The organism is Xanthomonas sp. NCPPB 2250 (assembly GCF_056725265.1).
On record NZ_CM161520.1, the window covers coordinates 3,106,436 to 3,122,907 of the forward strand.

The 16,472-nt window shown below is 58.9% G+C and carries 12 protein-coding genes and 2 pseudogenes; 4 read left to right on the top strand and 10 right to left on the bottom strand.

Annotation, left to right across the window (positions count from 1 at the left end):
- Positions 1 to 16: 16 nt before the first annotated feature.
- Positions 17 to 1,627, bottom strand: a complete 1,611-nt coding sequence (locus AC1PMG_RS12200) for a MobA/MobL family protein (protein ID WP_481109060.1) — start codon at positions 1,625 to 1,627, stop codon at positions 17 to 19.
- A gap of 265 nt (positions 1,628 to 1,892) precedes the next feature.
- Here AC1PMG_RS12200 and traD point away from each other — a divergent pair, with 265 nt between their 5' ends.
- Together traD and AC1PMG_RS12210 are read left to right on the top strand one after the other, a co-directional pair.
- Positions 1,893 to 2,219 (top strand): conjugal transfer protein TraD, encoded by a 327-nt coding sequence (traD, locus tag AC1PMG_RS12205; RefSeq protein ID WP_481109061.1) that lies wholly within the window; start codon positions 1,893 to 1,895, stop codon positions 2,217 to 2,219.
- A 196-nt stretch (positions 2,220 to 2,415) separates the two neighbouring features.
- Positions 2,416 to 5,040 (top strand): AAA family ATPase, encoded by a 2,625-nt coding sequence (locus AC1PMG_RS12210; RefSeq protein WP_481109062.1) that lies wholly within the window; start codon positions 2,416 to 2,418, stop codon positions 5,038 to 5,040.
- A gap of 26 nt (positions 5,041 to 5,066) precedes the next feature.
- On the opposite strand, the gene AC1PMG_RS12215 is transcribed toward AC1PMG_RS12210, so the two are convergent.
- The 9 genes and pseudogenes from AC1PMG_RS12215 to AC1PMG_RS12255 all read right to left on the bottom strand — a co-directional run bounded on the left by AC1PMG_RS12215 (position 5,067) and on the right by AC1PMG_RS12255 (position 13,742).
- The gene (locus tag AC1PMG_RS12215; RefSeq protein WP_481109063.1) at positions 5,067 to 5,660 is read right to left on the bottom strand and encodes a hypothetical protein; all 594 of its coding nucleotides are present in this window, start codon (positions 5,658 to 5,660) and stop codon (positions 5,067 to 5,069) included.
- A 318-nt stretch (positions 5,661 to 5,978) separates the two neighbouring features.
- On the bottom strand, positions 5,979 to 6,641 hold the full coding sequence (locus AC1PMG_RS12220; RefSeq protein WP_481109064.1) for a hypothetical protein: 663 nt from the start codon (positions 6,639 to 6,641) through the stop codon (positions 5,979 to 5,981).
- Positions 6,642 to 6,771: 130 nt separating this feature from the next.
- Positions 6,772 to 9,351: pseudogene (locus AC1PMG_RS12225) on the bottom strand (XVIPCD domain-containing protein).
- 35 nt (positions 9,352 to 9,386) lie between these two features.
- Entirely contained in the window at positions 9,387 to 10,028 is a 642-nt protein-coding gene (locus AC1PMG_RS12230) for a DUF1629 domain-containing protein (RefSeq protein ID WP_481109065.1), read from the bottom strand.
- A 134-nt stretch (positions 10,029 to 10,162) separates the two neighbouring features.
- On the bottom strand, positions 10,163 to 10,846 hold the full coding sequence (locus AC1PMG_RS12235) for a thermonuclease family protein (protein WP_481109066.1): 684 nt from the start codon (positions 10,844 to 10,846) through the stop codon (positions 10,163 to 10,165).
- Positions 10,847 to 10,955: 109 nt separating this feature from the next.
- On the bottom strand, positions 10,956 to 12,125 hold the full coding sequence (locus tag AC1PMG_RS12240; protein ID WP_481109067.1) for a restriction endonuclease: 1,170 nt from the start codon (positions 12,123 to 12,125) through the stop codon (positions 10,956 to 10,958).
- Positions 12,115 to 12,834 carry a DUF6988 family protein gene (locus AC1PMG_RS12245; protein ID WP_481109068.1) on the bottom strand — a complete coding sequence of 240 codons (720 nt, stop codon included), beginning with the start codon at positions 12,832 to 12,834 and terminating at the stop codon, positions 12,115 to 12,117. The genes AC1PMG_RS12240 and AC1PMG_RS12245 overlap by 11 nt, the downstream gene beginning before the upstream one ends.
- Before the next feature lie 156 nt (positions 12,835 to 12,990).
- A pseudogene (locus tag AC1PMG_RS12250) lies at positions 12,991 to 13,190 on the bottom strand (hypothetical protein).
- Positions 13,191 to 13,259: 69 nt separating this feature from the next.
- A complete protein-coding gene (locus tag AC1PMG_RS12255; protein WP_481109069.1) occupies positions 13,260 to 13,742 on the bottom strand; it encodes a JAB domain-containing protein in 483 nt (160 codons plus the stop codon).
- A gap of 916 nt (positions 13,743 to 14,658) precedes the next feature.
- Between AC1PMG_RS12255 and AC1PMG_RS12260 the strand changes: the two genes are divergently transcribed.
- Both AC1PMG_RS12260 and AC1PMG_RS12265 read left to right on the top strand, forming a co-directional pair.
- Positions 14,659 to 15,786 carry a hypothetical protein gene (locus AC1PMG_RS12260; RefSeq protein WP_481109070.1) on the top strand — a complete coding sequence of 376 codons (1,128 nt, stop codon included), beginning with the start codon at positions 14,659 to 14,661 and terminating at the stop codon, positions 15,784 to 15,786.
- 139 nt (positions 15,787 to 15,925) lie between these two features.
- Positions 15,926 to 16,324 carry a hypothetical protein gene (locus AC1PMG_RS12265; RefSeq protein WP_481111663.1) on the top strand — a complete coding sequence of 133 codons (399 nt, stop codon included), beginning with the start codon at positions 15,926 to 15,928 and terminating at the stop codon, positions 16,322 to 16,324.
- The last annotated feature ends 148 nt before the right edge of the window (positions 16,325 to 16,472 follow it).

Genomic DNA, 16,472 nt, shown 5'->3' on the forward strand with positions numbered 1-16,472 from the left:
GCGGGGCACCGTTGTTTCAGTGGAGGCGTGGGCGCGGTGGTCGGGGGCCACTCGGCTCAAGGTCCAGGGTCGGCAGGTCGTCGAGCGCAGTCGGTTGAGCCTCCTGGACTCCAAAGACCAGCGGTCGGTCGAGCTCGATGGGATAGCGCCCGAGCATCTCCTGGCTCCAGGCCTCTAGGAGGTGGCCACTCTCTGCCGCCTCCTTATCGCAGAAGGCCTTTTGTTCCGGGGTGACCCGGGCCCGCGCTTCCGCCAGCTCGGCCGTCCGCTTTTCCAGCGTGCTCAAGCGCCACGCCCGCCGCTGCTTCCAATCCCGCTCCGTCCATGACGTGCCAGGCTGCGGATTGTTGACGGTGAAGTCCTCCCAAGACCGCTCCGCCAGATGGCGGAGCCTGGAGGCGCGTTGCTCGGCCTGCAGGCGTCGTGCGAACCGCGTCAGACTGGCTTTGAATCCGCGCAACCGCCGAGCCAGCTCCAGCAGGTCCGAGCGGAACCGGGCGTGCTCGGCGAACGCCGCGGCGCGCTCGGCCGCCCAGGCCAAGAGCTGGCGGGTGGCATGGAGCGCCCGCGCGACTGCCTCGTGGCGCAGTGCTCCCCACTCCTGGCTCAACTCGGCAACGAGCGCCGGGATGGACACCGGCTCCGGACGTGGCGCCCCGGCAGCGGTCTCCTCCAGCAATCCCAGGCGTTGGGCGATGGCTCCCATGTTGCGAGAGACCTCGATGTGCCCTGCCCCGCGGCCCAGCGATAGGGGCAGCATGGCAGGAGGACGGCGGGCCTCCCGTTGGGCTTGTTCGTGGCTGTGGCCATCGGGCACTTCCACCGCTCGCCCCTCGTTTTCGAAGACGGCGATGAGCTTTTGGAAGGTCTCCTCATTCGCCTCTTCGATTCGGCGGTTCGCTTCCACGCGCTCAGAGGCCTGGCCCCGTCGTGCCATGGCGGTCGCGTTCTTACCCACGTGTTTGGTCGGCTCCCGCGAGAGCACGGCAGCGGCGACCAGATCGCCGCGGGCCATGGCCTCGCCGGCCTGCGCCTCAAGGCTGCGGTGATCCACCTGGATTCCTAGGTCAGCCGCCCTGAGGTAGGCATTGACGGTCGTGGCGATCAGTTCGCGAACCCAATGCACCTCCGCCCGACCAGAAGGCCCACCGTCCAGTTCCTTGGTTTTGTCCGTGAAACCGTCCGGCCCCATGCGCCGCGTCGTTGCCAAAACGTGGACGTGCCAGTTCAAGCCGTCTTTGCTGCCTGGGCTGTGGATGCTGGCCTGGGCCGCGAACCCGTAGCGACTGACCAGCGCACGGGTGACCTCCATGGCCAGCGCCGATCGCTGCGCCTCGTCGAGTTCGTGGGGCAACGCGAACTCGAACTCGCGCGCAATCGTGGCATCCTTGCGCCGCTCGGCCGCCTCCACCGCCGGCCAGAGCTCGGCCGGGACCAGAGCCCAGTCGGGCGCGTCCTCGGGAGCGATGCAGCGGGTTTCGACCACGCCGTCCCGGCGGCGGTAGTCGTGGCGCTGCCCGGTCTTCTCGTCTTCGAGAAGCAGGCCGGCGCGGTAGGCGGCTGCGGCAATAGACGAATGTCCTTTGGCGCGGCTGAAGGTCTTGACGTTGGCGTGGTAGATGGCCATGAGATGTAGCTCCGAAGCAGTGGGGTTGCTTCGTTTATGCCTCGCCTTTGGATTTGCGCAAGCGCCGGCGGCGCTTGGGGTTCAAGGGGCGGAGCCCTTTGCGCACGTGTCACGCAGTGACACCTAGGTGCGCTCTTGCTTATTTCTTTTAAGCCTTGTTTTTCAGATATTTTCGATTTCGAGGGAGTCCCAATTTTCAAGCCGGCAAGAACTTGACTGGAGCCATTTCTTTGGTTGACTCGTAAGGGCACAGAGGAGAAATCAGATGAGCGCGACTAACCACTACCACGACCGAATCCACCGAGCCACCGAACGACTGGCGCAGCTTCAAGCGCGCGAGCTTTTAGCGAGCCAGCGCCAAGCGGTAAAGGCGAAGGAAACACAACGCCGCGAAGAGGCCAAGCGCCGCACGCGGGTCGCAGAGCTTGTGTTTTTGGCCGGTGCCGAAACGCTGGAGGATGCGGAGTTGATCGGCGCACTTCTAAGACACATGGAAAGCCACAATGACCACGACATCCGCAACCAAGCACGTTTGCGCGGCGCCTCTCGGCTGACAATGGCAGATGCAGAAGACAGCCAGATGAGGCACTGAACTGGCTCTTCAGAGTTGTCATGTGCGTGCATCGCGGCAATTGTCTTGGAGTTGAGCCGGAACATACTCGCCGGCCACTGAGCGGCTGTGCTTCGTCTACGACCACCGACTTGCGCCATAACGCGACTAACGTCACCATTTGACAAGAGGACGGGGTCACCTTGGCTCACGGCCATATACACAGGGGATGTGATAGATGGCGAACAAAGACGGAGCCACTGTATCCACGACGCTGGAAGACTGGTTGAACGGACGCGCCAGTTGGTTGCGCATGGCTGCGGCCATGGTCATTGAGCACCGTCGTATGCCGACGGAAGAAGAGATGGGGACGCTGGCCTCGCACTGCTTGGCGGAAGCGGCCAAAACCCTAGATACTCCACACCCACCGTTGGCACCGGGAACCATCTTAGGCACGCCAACGGCCGCTGAGCTTTGCATCGACTCGGTCTCATCCATCCGCGGCGTCAATGCCCTTGGAGAAGACGCGGTCCTAGATCTGAGCCAGGGAAGGATGACAGTCGTCTACGGGCCCAACGGTGCCGGCAAATCGGGCTACGCCCGCCTAATGAAGCACGTCTGCGGAGCACGAGCCAAGGGAAACATTCACCGCAACGTGTTCAAACAGAGCCTCGCTGCTGCTTCCGCCCTCATCAAGGTCACCGAGGCAGGGGTCGATGGCACCACCGCGCATTTCGACCTCGCATGGGAGGAGACCAAAGGCCCTCACCCGACGTTGAAAGCCGTCCCCGTTTTCGACGCGGCCACGGCGCTGGAGTTCGGAGATACCGCCACTACCGCCACCCACCTTCCCCAGGCCATGCGGTTTGTGGGAATGCTCATCAACATATCCGATGGCCTTGCCGCTCGATTGAAGGCACGAGCAGCAAAGCTATCCAGCAACCTGCCCCACATTCCAGAAGATTACGCTCAAAGCAGCGCTGCCACGGTGCTCCGCAAGTTGACAGCAAAACTGACCGAGGACGATGTCAACAAGAGTTGCGCCTTCTCATCTGCCCTGAACGAAGAGCGATTGGGGTTGGAGACAGCGCTGGCCAAGGCTAGCCCCGAAGTGGCTCATGCCAAGGCCGCTGGAGAACTTGAGCGCTTGTCCCATATAGCAGCAAGCTTTTCGGCGTTAAAGGAGAGCTTGATTGACGAGAAGGCTCAAGCGCTCTTAGATGCCCGCAGCAACGCGGAGGTCAAACGCCAAGCCGCTACCGCCTACGCCTCGGCCTTCCTCAATGGGTTGCCGCTCAAGGGCGTTGGAGACCCCGTGTGGCGAACGCTTTGGGACGCTGCAAAGGCATATTCAACTGTCCACGCCTACCCCGGTCACCTATTCCCCCATGTCGGTGACGAGGCCCGCTGTGTTCTTTGCCAGCAACCGCTGGAAGACGAGGGCAAGGCCCGGCTGATCAGCTTCGAGAACTATCTCAACGACACGCTGCAGATGGAAGCAAAATCAGCAGAAGACGCGCTGACGACGTTGAAGAAGGCATTGCCCAGTGCTCCGACCGACCTCGGCTGGCAAGCCCAGTGCGCCGCTATTGGCCTGGAAGCCGAACAAGCCACTCAACTGCTCAAGGCCATTCATACAAGGCTGAAAGCGATGATGGAGGCCACCGCAGCACCTTCTGTGGAATGGGAGCTGTGGACTAATGCCTACGACCAGAAGATCAAGTCGACTACCGCAGAGAGAGATGCGTTGGCGGGGTTGCTGGACCCGAAAGGACGGAGAGATAAGGAAATACGTCTGGCTGAACTTAAGGCCCAGCAGTGGTTGGCAGAACAGCGTGACGCGGTTTGGGCTGATGTGGTTCGCCTCAAGCGTGTGGCCACGGTGGAAACGGCCGTCAAATCGACCTTCACAGGACCGCTCACCACCAAAAGCAATGAAATTGGTCAGTTGGAGCTGGCCAAGGGCTATTGCGATCGCTTCAACGCCGAGCTTCAGGCTTTGGGAGGAAACATGCTTCCCGTCCGCATGGCCTACCGAGCGCAGGGCAAAGGAGCGTTCACCTTCTACATCGAACTAAAAGACGCGCAGGGCAGCGCAAAGAGCCGCGATATCTTGAGCGAAGGGGAGCAACGCATCGTGGCCTTGGCGGCCTTCCTCGCCGACGCGACGGGTCTTAAGCAAGGAATGCCGGTGATCTTCGACGATCCTATCTCTTCGCTGGATCAACGCTACGAAGAGATGGTTGCGAAACGCTTGGTGGACTTAGCCGAGAACCGCCAAGTTATCGTGCTTACACATCGGCTGTCGCTGATGGTCCTCCTTCAAAACGCTGCCGACCAGCGGGCTAAGCTCGATCAATCCGCGGTCAAAGTCGCGGTTGAATCGATCGCCCGCGACGGCAGCAACACTGGTATGCCTGCGCAGATCAACACTTTCTCAATGAAGCCTAAGGATGGATTAAACAACATGGTCAAGGAGATTGCGGAACTCAAGAAGTTCGATGCACCCTTGAAAGAACTCGCGCTGAAGGCGGCTTGCAGCAACTTCCGAATCTTGGTCGAGCGCTCCGTGGAAGACGACCTCTGTTCCGGCATCGTCGTCCGCTATCGCCGCGAAATCAAAACACTAAACAAGCTCAAGCGGCTCCATGCCATCACCCCAGCGGACTGTGCTCTGATCGACGGAATGATGACGAAGTATTCTGCGTTCGAGCACTCGCAGTCGATGGATACCCCCAGTTGGCTGCCAGAAGCAGACGTTTTGCTGGCAGACGTGCAAACCATGCTGGACTGGACAAAGGAGTTCAACAAGCGCGCCGAAGCGGCGGCAAAGCCCAACGCATATCCCAGTCCATCCACTTGAATCCTCCGCTGGGCTCGTATGACAGCCTAGAGGCGACGCTGCGGCAAGAACACGGTTACCTCCTTGCACACGATTTCTTCGTTGGCGTCCACCCCGTCTTGGAAGGGAACACCCGCCGCTCGCAGCTGATTCACTACGTCCAACACATCGGCCGACGATATCGTACGCTCCAGCAACGTAGTCATTCTTCCCGCAACCGCCACCGGGGTGCAAGTCCCGCCCTCTTGTTCCAGTTGTTTGAGGGCGACGAGTAGCGCTGCTTCGTTTCGGTTAATTGTTGCGCTAAATGCTGCTACGAGCGCCAGTAACAGCGACACGTACGAAGTTACTGACGTCGAGTCTGACGCTGCCGCAATCACCGCACCCGCTAAGGCCACCAAATTGATTGCATTTTTCGATACCCGCGTTCCCCCGGCGTTCGCAGGGTTAACAATGATCCACTCCACAACGTCTCGGGGCGGGTAGCCTGCGCGACCACCAACGCTGTCAGACCTAAGATCCACGGCCCCACTGGTCAGGACATGCATCGTTAGGCCTGGAAAGTCACGGTGATCGAGGCCAGCTTCTTCAATCGCGGCTGCAACCGCGCGTGTTAAGTCCTGCTTCGTGAGTTCGTTCATGTAAGCCCCCTTTAGTTGCCCGCGAGATTCGTCAAATTGCGAACGCAGCCTTAAAATGTATCATCTCCTTCATACGCAACCAGCTCCATGATGAGCACAATGAAGATATCCTTTGCAAACCTGATTGCCACCGCAAGATCAAGCGGCAACTCACCACCGTGTACCAGACGCTTCCCGTGATCGATCTGAGAGCGCCCTCTTTTTTGACACGGCGATTACTGGCGGGAAAAGCGTCGGAATTTACCCAGCCGATGAGTTCACCCACGATTCCGGCCTTCATATGACCCAGCCTCGACTTAAGCCCCATCCCGACTTTTATCAGTCGTCCTCCCCACCACTTTCCGCCCGATCATTTTTCCACTGCGCATAAGTTTGCGTAGTTTCCCACGCCGCTTCCGAGGAGCGAGGGATGGGCGGCTGCATACCTTCGATCATCTCATGAAAAGCTAGAAGCATTCGACTGTCGTCAGTCAGGCCCTTCCGAACTTTGTCCGGCGCTTTTTCAAAATCGAGCTTGTCAGGAACGAATACCGTGGTCTCTTCGCCAGAAACCACAAATGAAACGTCCCTAATGGCTTCACCGTCGGTCCAAACCATGTGGCGCTCACCTTCGATGTAATCAGGCTCGGAATACCAGATACGATAGCCACACAGGGCTGATCCGCCGTGAGCCTCAATGTATTTCGCGACATTGAGGTCGCAACAGTCTTTTCGACTCCAAAGCTCCGGCTGCCCATCGACAAAAATAGGTGGCGATTCGCTTAACTCAGACGCAAAAGCAACGACATTTGCGTCAATCTCACGCGGAGTAGTTAGGCGTCGAAATAGCGCAGCGAGCCGTTGATGCCATTCAATCGCCTCGGCAGGAGATTTCGGCAAACGAAGCTTGGTGCTGGTCTGAGAATTTTTCTTATCACCCCCACTCGCAACCGCCTGCGCAATGCGCTCTTCTCTTGATCCGCGATTCTTTGCCTGCCCCATTGCTTCCTCCATAGATAAAATGTTGACCCTACGTCACTCAATTGTGGCGGCATTGTCATTTTTTGAAGATTTTGCATTACTTTCGTCACGCCATAAATTTACATTTTCAATACGTAATACCCCTCCTAGTTCACATGCCCCGAATCGGCCCCACCTGCTCCTGAGCTTGCTTCTGGCTCATCTCCAAATGCTGTTGCTGCACTTGGTCCTGCTTGATAACCTCGGCCTGCTGCAGGCTCTGCTCCGCTGGCTGCTTGGCCGCCTCCCTCCCATCCACCCGAGCGTGGAAGATCGGCAGCTTGTCGCCAAACGGCGCGTAGACCGCCAGCACGTTCTCGGCCCCGTCCTTGCCCAGCGCACCGGTCACCCGATCCACCCGCTTCACCAGCGGGTCCTCGGCCTGCTGCTTGTAGAGCGCCGCGGTGACGTTGCGGCTCTCCTCCTCGTTCCAGTTCCCGGTCCCTTTCACCCAGGAATGGATCGTCTAGTAGGTGGAGTGGTCCGGGTGCGCGGGGTTGTCGGCCAGCATCGGCACCTGCGCCCCCTTCTCCTGGGCCGGTTCGGCCTCCTGCTCCTTGCTGCGCCCAGGCGCAGTCACCGAGACCGTCGCCAGCGTCGGCACCTGCGCCATGGCGGGCTGGCCCAACTCGGCCTTGGCCTGGCGCAGTTCCTCGGAGGTGGTCACCGCGACTTGGTGGGCCACCCCGTCTTGGCCAACCTGGTAGTGAACGATCTGGCTGTCGTAGCCATATTGCCCCTGCTCGTTCGGCTTCAGCTGCTGCATCGTCGGACCGGTGAGGCCTTCGGCCTCCTTTGTCCGCTGGGTGGCCAACTTCACCGCCTGCAGGTTGTTCTCCTGGGCGTTGAGGTCGACGCCGGCAGCCCGGTAGCGGTGCAAGAGCTCGTTGTGCTCCATCTGCGCCGGCGTGGGCGCAGGGCGAGCCTCAATGGCAGCCAAGGTCTCCTGGGCGCGTTCCAGCGAGGGCTGGCGCATCTGTTTTGTGAGCTCAAGCTCCGCCGCCAGGTTGCCGGTCGCCACACCGTCCTTGCCGAGCCACTGCCCGGCCTCGTTGCGCTGGTAGATCTGGCCATCATGGCCTTGCACCCGGTCCTGCTGAGCACGAGCACTTTCCACGGCGGCAGGAACGGCCACCCCGTAGTCCTGCCCACGCTGGGCGGCATGGCTCTCCAGGTAGGCCTGGGCGATGGCCTCGCGGCCGTTGGCGATGTTGCCCTCGATCCGTGCCAAGGCCTCCTGGTTCAATCGCTGGGTCTGCTCTGCGTTCGCGATCTGGGGCTCGTAGACACCTCGGTCGTTGGCGCCGTCCACCCCGGTCTTGACCTGGCGCTCCCACTTCTCCGTGTCTGGATTGCGGTGCCAATTTTGGTTGTCCAGCCCAATCCGATCGCCGGGCTGGGCCGGCAGGTTGAACGGGTCCTGCGGCGGCGGGGCTTTGCCCAGCGCGAACTCGGCGGCCTTGGCATTCGCCATGGCACCCAATTCCTGAGACTTGACGTAGCTGGCGCCGACGGATATTTGGGCAGGGGCTGCGCGCCCCTCAGCCGCGCGATCAAACGCGCCTTGGCGCTCCCAATCTCGTCCGTTGAACTGCCAGTCCACGCCGGCCCGATCGGTCTGGTGGAAAATGTCGCGGTTCTCTTTGAGGTCCACGGCCTTGTCGAAGGCCTTGCTCATCAACACAGCGTCGCCGACCACCAGGGCCGCAGGCACAAAGCCGCCGCTGCTGCCCAGCGCGGCCGCCGTGGATGCGCCGCCGGCCCAGCCACCCACGTTGCGCGCAATGGCGTGCTGAACCTCCGATTGCGCAGCCGTGGTGTTGCCCTGCTCCATCAGCGTCGCCGCCGTGCGAGCGGTCATCACCGCATCCGCCCCCGTCGCCAAGAGTCCGCCGGCACGGGTCAGGCCGCGCGCGGACGCCTCGCCCATCAACAGTTCCATGGCGACTTCGCCACGCTGTCCATGCGGCATGCGAATGTTCTGTGCGGCTTCCGGACCCAGCACCTGCTCGACCTTGAGGATGCCCTGCTCGGACAACACCACGCGCCCGTCGTGATGAGCGTTGGCGATTGCGAGCGACAACCCGCTGCGCTGAAGCTGGATATCCCCGCCTCGAACGATCGCGGCGTTGCTGACCTGGATTTGGTTGAGCGTGGTGACGATGCGCGACTCGGAATGCGCGACGGCACCCCAGCCGTGGTCCACCCCCGTGAAGCCCTTCAAGGCCTCGACCTGCTGAGAGTGGGTTTGATAGTAGGCGGGGATGTCTTTGAAGAACTGACGAACTCTCTGGCTCGTCTGCGCCGGAAGTTCGCCTACTGGCGTGTTGGTGTTCAAGTCGCCATTGATCAGCCCGACCTTGACCGTATCGCGCAGCTGCTCCACACGTTTGGCGACCCGATCCATCGCATCAGGGTCACCCATCAAAGCAGCTTGACCATCCCGCGTCGATTGGATGCGGTTCAACCGTTCAAGCATGCCCCTCTGGTATTCCGCCAAGGGACCGCCACTGTGTGGGGTCACCCCAAGCGCATCAGCCAGTTGAGGACTGGCAGGCAGGAACAAACGGTTCTCAGGGGCATGGATATGAAACTTCCCGACCTCTTGCAACTTCGCCAACAGCTCGCTGTTCTTCAGCGTCTGCTGTTCGATGTTGTGATGGTCCTGGAAAAGCGTCCGATAGTTCGCCATGGATCAGGCTCCTTCCTTGCCGCCCGTGTTCGAAATCAGCAGTTCACGACGTCGTAAAACCAAAGCCCATTGGACTTGCTGGGCGTGACAATGCCCGCCGCTTCAACGGCTTCCTTGAACGCTCTATCGCAGAAGACACCACCATGGAAAGCCAACCTAAAAACATGCGCCGAACCCAACACATCCCGCCTGAAGGCCAGACGGATGTCGCCGGTGAGGTCGTAGTATTTCCCGGCCTCAAATTCGTCGCTGATTTCAATGTTGAGCTGGGAAGCCTCTTCGTCCAAGGCATCCAAGGTGCGGACGACGTCGCAGAGGAATACAGTCGGTCCCTTGGAACCATCGTCCAAACGATAGTCGACCTCAGCAAAAGCGAAGGCCTCCGCGTCCACTGACTCCATCACGCGACGCAGCCGGTCGGAAACCAACCAATAGCCGCTGAAGCCGCCCTCTAGATCTTCAGGCAGCGCGCCCTCGCCGGGGTGGTAAACCAGGCGCGGAGTTTCGCGCAATGGCGGGAACCCACCCTCCGTTGGCTTCACGATGAGGCGCGGCGGCGTTCGCAGAACACTCTCATTTTCAAAGACCACTCCGTGGCCTTTGCCTCCACGCCGAGCATCCGGCTGCAGCTGGAAGAACTCGCCCTTTTTAGGCTGATTTGCCATCTTGGTTTCCATGCGTTGCACCCCGTCCTTAGGCTCACGTCTATCGATTACTGTGACCGGAGTCTAGCGCTATCGCCCGCAACTTGGGCAGACAAATGGGAAGGGCCACGCCCTGCTGCGGCCACCCGGCTGCGTCCAAGGACGCATCAGCGTTGTGCCGGCTGCCACCCTGCCCGAGCGGCCTCTCCGGGGCTGCAGAACATACGCTCGCCGCGTGCTTGGTCGATGCTGGTTCGCTCGTAGTCCCGCTGTCCGGGCACGTGGTAGATCTTCTTGCCCTGACGGGAGATGTTGCCCTTGATCCGGCATCCACTGGACACGGGCGGCGTGGCCACCTGGGCCTGGCGGGCCGTCTGGTCGCGCTTGCTTCGGCGGAAGTCCGCGGGCATCTGGAAGGGCCCTTGCCAGAGGTTCCGCTGGCGCTGCCGTGCGTCGGCTTCGTCCGCGATGAACGCCGTGGCGTATTGGCGATAGGCCACTGCCCAACCGGAGCTCACCATCCAGCGGTTGACCGACTGACCTTGAACGAAGCACTCCGCGACCACCCGGCCGTAGCGGTCCGTGTCCTTGGGCTGGCAGTGAACGCTCTTGTCCAGCACATAGCCGTCCAGCGCGGCGGCGGACCGCCGACCACAGGGCCAGGAGCGTCCGTCCCTGGTGGTGCATTGCTGGGTGCTTTCCGGGGCATCGATGCCCCACAGGCGGATGCGCTGCTTCGCCACCGTGAGGGTGTCCCCGTCTGTAACGGTCGCGCGGCCGACCAACTCTGCTGCCACGCCAGGAACCGAAGCAAAAACCAAAGACAGAACCAACAGACCCTTCAACGCCATCAACAACGACTTCCTCTACGCGCACGCCCGGGTGGCGAGCGCCAGTTCAAACACGGTCCGACACTTTAGCGGAATCCGCTGAGGGAGCTTAAGGGCAAACTACCCGACTTCAATCCCAAGTGTCATACCAAAGCGGCTGACCATCCCACGGGGTGTAATAGCGGCGCTTTCCCCAGTAGTGAACCCTACTATCAGTCACCGTTCGGATCGCCCGAAAAACTGCGCCCCCTGGCATTTCCTCGACCACCTGCCCGTCAAGCACCGGCATCTTGGCACCCTGATGCAAGTCGCCAGCGACCAAGACAGAAGGAACATGCACCAGCAAAGCCCCGGTAGCAGTCTCTTTCAGCACAACGCAAAACGACGCGCTTCTGCTACACGTCACCAGGCGGTCGTATGCCTCCCCTTCCCGTATCCGGTGAAGTAGCGGCAAGAAGGATTCCAATGCCAACGCATGGGCGCGTTCCTTCACTGCAAGATGCGACGCTTCGCGGCACCACTCCCGAAGATCAGACATGTCTGCCAGCTGGAGCACGCTTTCACGGCCTGCCCACTCACGAACGCCCGGCAGATACCGGGACGTGGTGATGAACAAGCCGTTCGCCTGCTCACGCTTGGAATGTGCTTCAAGTGCTGCCACGGCTTCAAGCCGAATGGGTTGGTGCTTGGCATACCGCTTGGCCTGGATCAGCGTGAGATTGTCACCCAATGGTGATTCTTGCCAGATCCGAACGTCCACGCCCTTGTCTCCGCTCCCAGGACCCACGCGTGTTTTCCATCCTCGCGCAGCGAAAATGCTGCTGATGAGCTCTTCGAATGCCCGGTGTGGGAGTCGATGAAAGTCCTCAGGGTTTTTTGCGAAGTAAGAGTAGATGTCACCGGATACGTCCGCAGTATCGGCTTCAATCAAGCGACAAGTCCACCTCCATTGCGCTAGAGCATCGAACTGTCGCTGGAGCTCGGTCTCCTGATTGATCAGGTAGTAGTTGGCTGTGACCGAGTCGTCCCACTCCAGAAAGACACCGAGCTTCTCAAGCTCTTCTAGAAGTTCGTCGGCCTCTTGATATCCCTCGTAGAGCACCCTGCGCGCGTCGCCTTCAGACCAAAAAGTCAGCAAGGGCTCACCTTCACCCGGCTCAGAGTCGTAGCGCTTCAGCGGATCTTTGTGCCCCGAGTCGTGAAGGAGGTCATGCTTGTTTCCCCATGCCTCCGTCACCACCCGAATCTGGGAGACGAAACTCTCTAAGTGAGCATCAGGCTTGTTTGGATTAGCTTTCACTCGACCGCCCCTCGCAATCGGTTGACAACAAAGGAGCAACCGGCAGTTCTGGAGGCTGCTGCGGCACCTCAGGCGCTCCGAACTCTCTATGCAACTCACCTCCCAACTGATCTCGCCGGGTAAACCCATAGCTCGATAAGGGAGGATTTGAGGCGAGAACAGTCTCCAGGCAACCGGCCAACACACTGAAGAGATCAGCGCGGATCAGCATCAGCATCACGTCGCCTTCGGTCCAGCCGGGCCCGATTCTGCGATTGAGCTGAGGTGTCCCGCCATGCGCATACTTGTGGAGCCACTTCGCAGCGCCCCCCTTCTTCAACCCATCTACCAAGCCTTGAATGAGCGGAAACGTGGTGGCCAACTGAGCGGCCATGGCTCCCAGCATCGGGACATCATCAATGGGGTTGTCAGCCCCATCCAGTTGGAGACCCTGAATCTCCTCGCATGACGCCACGTAGACGAACCAAAAGCCAATTGTTGAGGCTTCCAGGATAGGACGCAGCAAGGCAGCGGCGGCGCCGTATTCGCTTGCTTCAACCAAACGAATCAACGCGGAGTGATGCTCAAGCGCTAAATCGATGGCGCATCGGGCGAAGTCCACTCGCAACGAGGTCGAGGCTACTTCGGGAAGTAGGGACCTGAAGCGCTCGTTCTGTTGTCGTGACTCGGCACAGCGGTCGAGGATGATATTGAGAGATTCGGCTTCCATGGGTTCTCGTAGCTTGGTCAAACTCTGTCGGTAGGTTCCAGACCAAACGTTGCCCCCTGCGTAGATTAATTAACTAACTAACTATCCCTTAAAGCACTTTGCATCGCCTGCTGTAGCGCCCCATCTTCACTCCCACATTCGGAACGCTGATTGCCGTCATCTCCGCCCCGATTCATTGGAATCGCCGGTCTCAAGCTCTTCCACGACGACGAAGTCACTGGCCAGCCAGCCGCATGCATCGCTGAGCGCATCGGCGATGCCCTCTTCGCTCTCGCATTCGACCCTGGCTTCATCCGGCAACGCAGGACGCTTGCCATCGGTCTCCCAGACAACCCTCGCACGTGAAACGCTTTCATTCCTGCTCCATGGATGTGCATCTGCCTTGGCAGTCTAGCTTCGGCAGACCGCATAGGTGAAGGGGCGGGCTATGCCCACCCCCTGCTTGCCAGGCTGGTGTGCTGGTGGCCGCCGATGATCAGGTGGTCCAGCACCCGGATGTCGAAGAGGCGAAGCGCTTGCTTCAGGCGCTCGGTGACCTGGCGGTCAGCGTCGCTGGGCTCAGGGTTTCCGCTCGGATGGTTGTGGAAGAGGATGACGGCGGCAGCGTTGAGGTCCAGGGCACGCTTGGCGACCACCCGGTTGTGGACTTCGCATCCGTCGACGGTTCCAGTGAACAGGTGCTCGACGGCCAAGATGTGATGCTTGGTGTCGAGGAAGATGACGCCGAACACTTCGTGCGGCAGGTGGGCGCAACGGGCGACCAGGTAGTTCCCTGCGTGGATGGGGTTGTGGATCCGGCCTTGCCGCTGGAGGCGCTGCTCCAGGATGTTGGCGGCGGCGAGCAAGATGCCTTCTTCGTCCATCGGGAGCTGGTATTGGGCCGTGCGGTCCTGGGTGGTGCGCTTCATCGGTTCTTCTCCACCAGCGCGACATGCGCCTCGTGGGAACCGGCAGGCGAAGCGTTAGGCTCGACCGCACCCGGGAGTGAGCACCGCTTGCGGCGCGCAGCGGAGGGCCGGAACAACGTGGAGGAGGCCTGCCCTTGCGGTCGGGACAGCGAAGCTAAGGTCCCTTTAAGAGGCCCAGCGCTGGTGGAGATGAAATGCATTGAAGCCCTACCCGGGGGGCCAAATACGGACCTGAGTGGTAGGAGGACAGCAGGCATTCTCGGCCAATGGATTGATGGGTCAGCGCCCTGAGGATTTGGCATTTGCGCATTGCCTTTGCAGGGTGCTTGCGTGTCTGAGGCAAACTGGCGGCATGGATACGATTCGAAACTAAAGCGCTAAGGACTTCGGTGCCTGCCTGCGACTGTTCGACGGCAACGTGTCAGCGTTCTTCAGCGCTGAGGAACGCCCTGACTTCGTGCGATGTCTAAAGCACTATGCCGTCGCCTGGCGACTAATGAGTCGTTGAACGTGCAGGTGAAGTGATTGCATGTGTTGGCTACTGCATCAGCGCGGATAGCACCACGGAAAGCCTCTGCTAGGCGCATGGTCGATCAGAAGCTGCATTGACAAGCACTGGGGACCGTGCTGCTCTTGACTCTGCTGAAAATCTTTGCGCCTGAGTCCGGACATCAAGCAAGTCATACTGGACACCAGCCAACACATTGAGGCCATCTACGCTCGGTTTGGCTTTGTGGTAAAGAAAGTTGTGCCAAATGGCTATCGTGTGGGTTTGGGCCGGTGGGATATGGCTGCCGACCTGAAGGTCGCCGACATGATACTGCTCAAACGCACCGCGGATGAGTGGTCCTCACCACACCCGGAATATCCAACTGGTGGCCAGAATGCCTTTACAACCATGCATCGGGAATTATGAATGCCCTACTCATCTGACGATCTAATATTTAAAATAATGTCACCAAGTCTGAAGCCAAAATCACTTAATTATGCCTATACATTAGAAGAAGTAAGGGTTACATTTCATGGACTTATTGCCGAACTGGATGGCATAACAACCAACTTACTTCTCTCATCAGAAACAAATGCAAACATAACTTTTGCCATAGTCGCATCCCAGAGCCCCTTTCAAGTCGTGCATGTGGCCGAGAATGAATTCGTGATACTTATCGAGTTCCGCACTTTTAATACATTGATAAACCTTTGCCTACGAGTCCAATCTTTAGATGGGATCAATGACATGGTTGGGGCACCAAGCATTGAAGAGCCCAGACCATTTTCCGGAAAATACTTAATTGACATCGCAAAGGAAATCGTATTTCACACCAAAGACGCCACATATCTACTGCAATCTACACAACCAAAATATGTTTATAGAGCAGCGTTGTGTTTTATTATAAGCCACGAATTCGCACACGTTTCGCATGGGCACTTGGAATTCATGAAATCCAAAAATTTTCCACGATATGCCCAAACAGAGGATGACCACGCAACAACCTTAAAGACGCTTGAGATGGATGCAGACGCATCTGCAACCTCGTCAGTTTTTTCGATATTTGAAAATATTATTGCGCAGATGAAGCAAGAAGAAGGAATCCCACTCAATGCAGAGAAATCAATCAGAGCCGGATATATTTTAGGAATATATGCAGCCCACATCTATCATGACGCAATAACTCTAAACTACGCCCCTAAAAAATATCCGATCGGGTATTCACGCTTTATGACATCGGTATCCGTCATAAAACAGCTTTACAGCAAAAATTTCCCGGAACAGTTAGACCTACCTGAGGAAGTTCGTAGATCACTAACTCAAGCATTTGTAAATCTAAGCGGCCACCTAAACAACCTCTGGCACCCCATTGCGGCAAATTTAGGAGTATACGCCATAAAAAACAATAGCATTGCTCATGAATATGGTCTTTTAGGTGAATTAATGGCACTAAATTATCTCGAGCCGCTACATGATAGATGGGCGCTCATCCGGCCCGAATTGGAGAAGTTCCGACGTGGAGGCTCCCTTGCACCAGCAATAACCCGAATGTAACGTATTTACATTCGGCGACCGAAGTTTCAAAGTGTTCGTTGGTATGTTCGAGATCCCTCCCCTCTTAAGCAGATCCGAAGCCATTTGGCAGAACCTCTATACCCCTCTATCTCCACAATCCGCGATTTTGAGCATAACCATGGAACGTAACCATCCTATCCGAAGTATGATGCTTGCCTCGCTTTGGTCCGTGGCGCTTGATGGATGCGCAGCAGTTGGTCCCGTAGCGAACCAGCCAATCGAAGGCCCTGTGCGCCTGGGAGAGATTGCGGCGGTCGATGGGCCCAAGGTGCGCCCCGATCGCGTCATCGAAGACAGCCGCTGCCCTGCAGACGTTCAATGCATTCAGGCCGGCCGGCTGGTCGTTAGGGCGACCGTGCTTGGCGGTGGCTGGTCCAAGGAGCTGGACCTCACGCTCGGCGTCCCGGTCCCTGTTGCCGATGGCATGTTGACACTAGTGGACGCTACACCCGTGCCGATTGCCAGCGAGACCGCCGCATCCTCTCGCTTCACCTTCCAGTTTCAGGGCGGCCGTTAGGCGATGCCCTTCACTGCACCTAGAACAAGGTCATCCTACGACGCAGGCACTGGGGCCACTGCGTCAACGGGCTGGCTTCTCGAGCACGTGGCAACAAACCAAGGCGCTCCGTTCTCGGGAATCCACTGAAAGAACAGCCACCACGTTC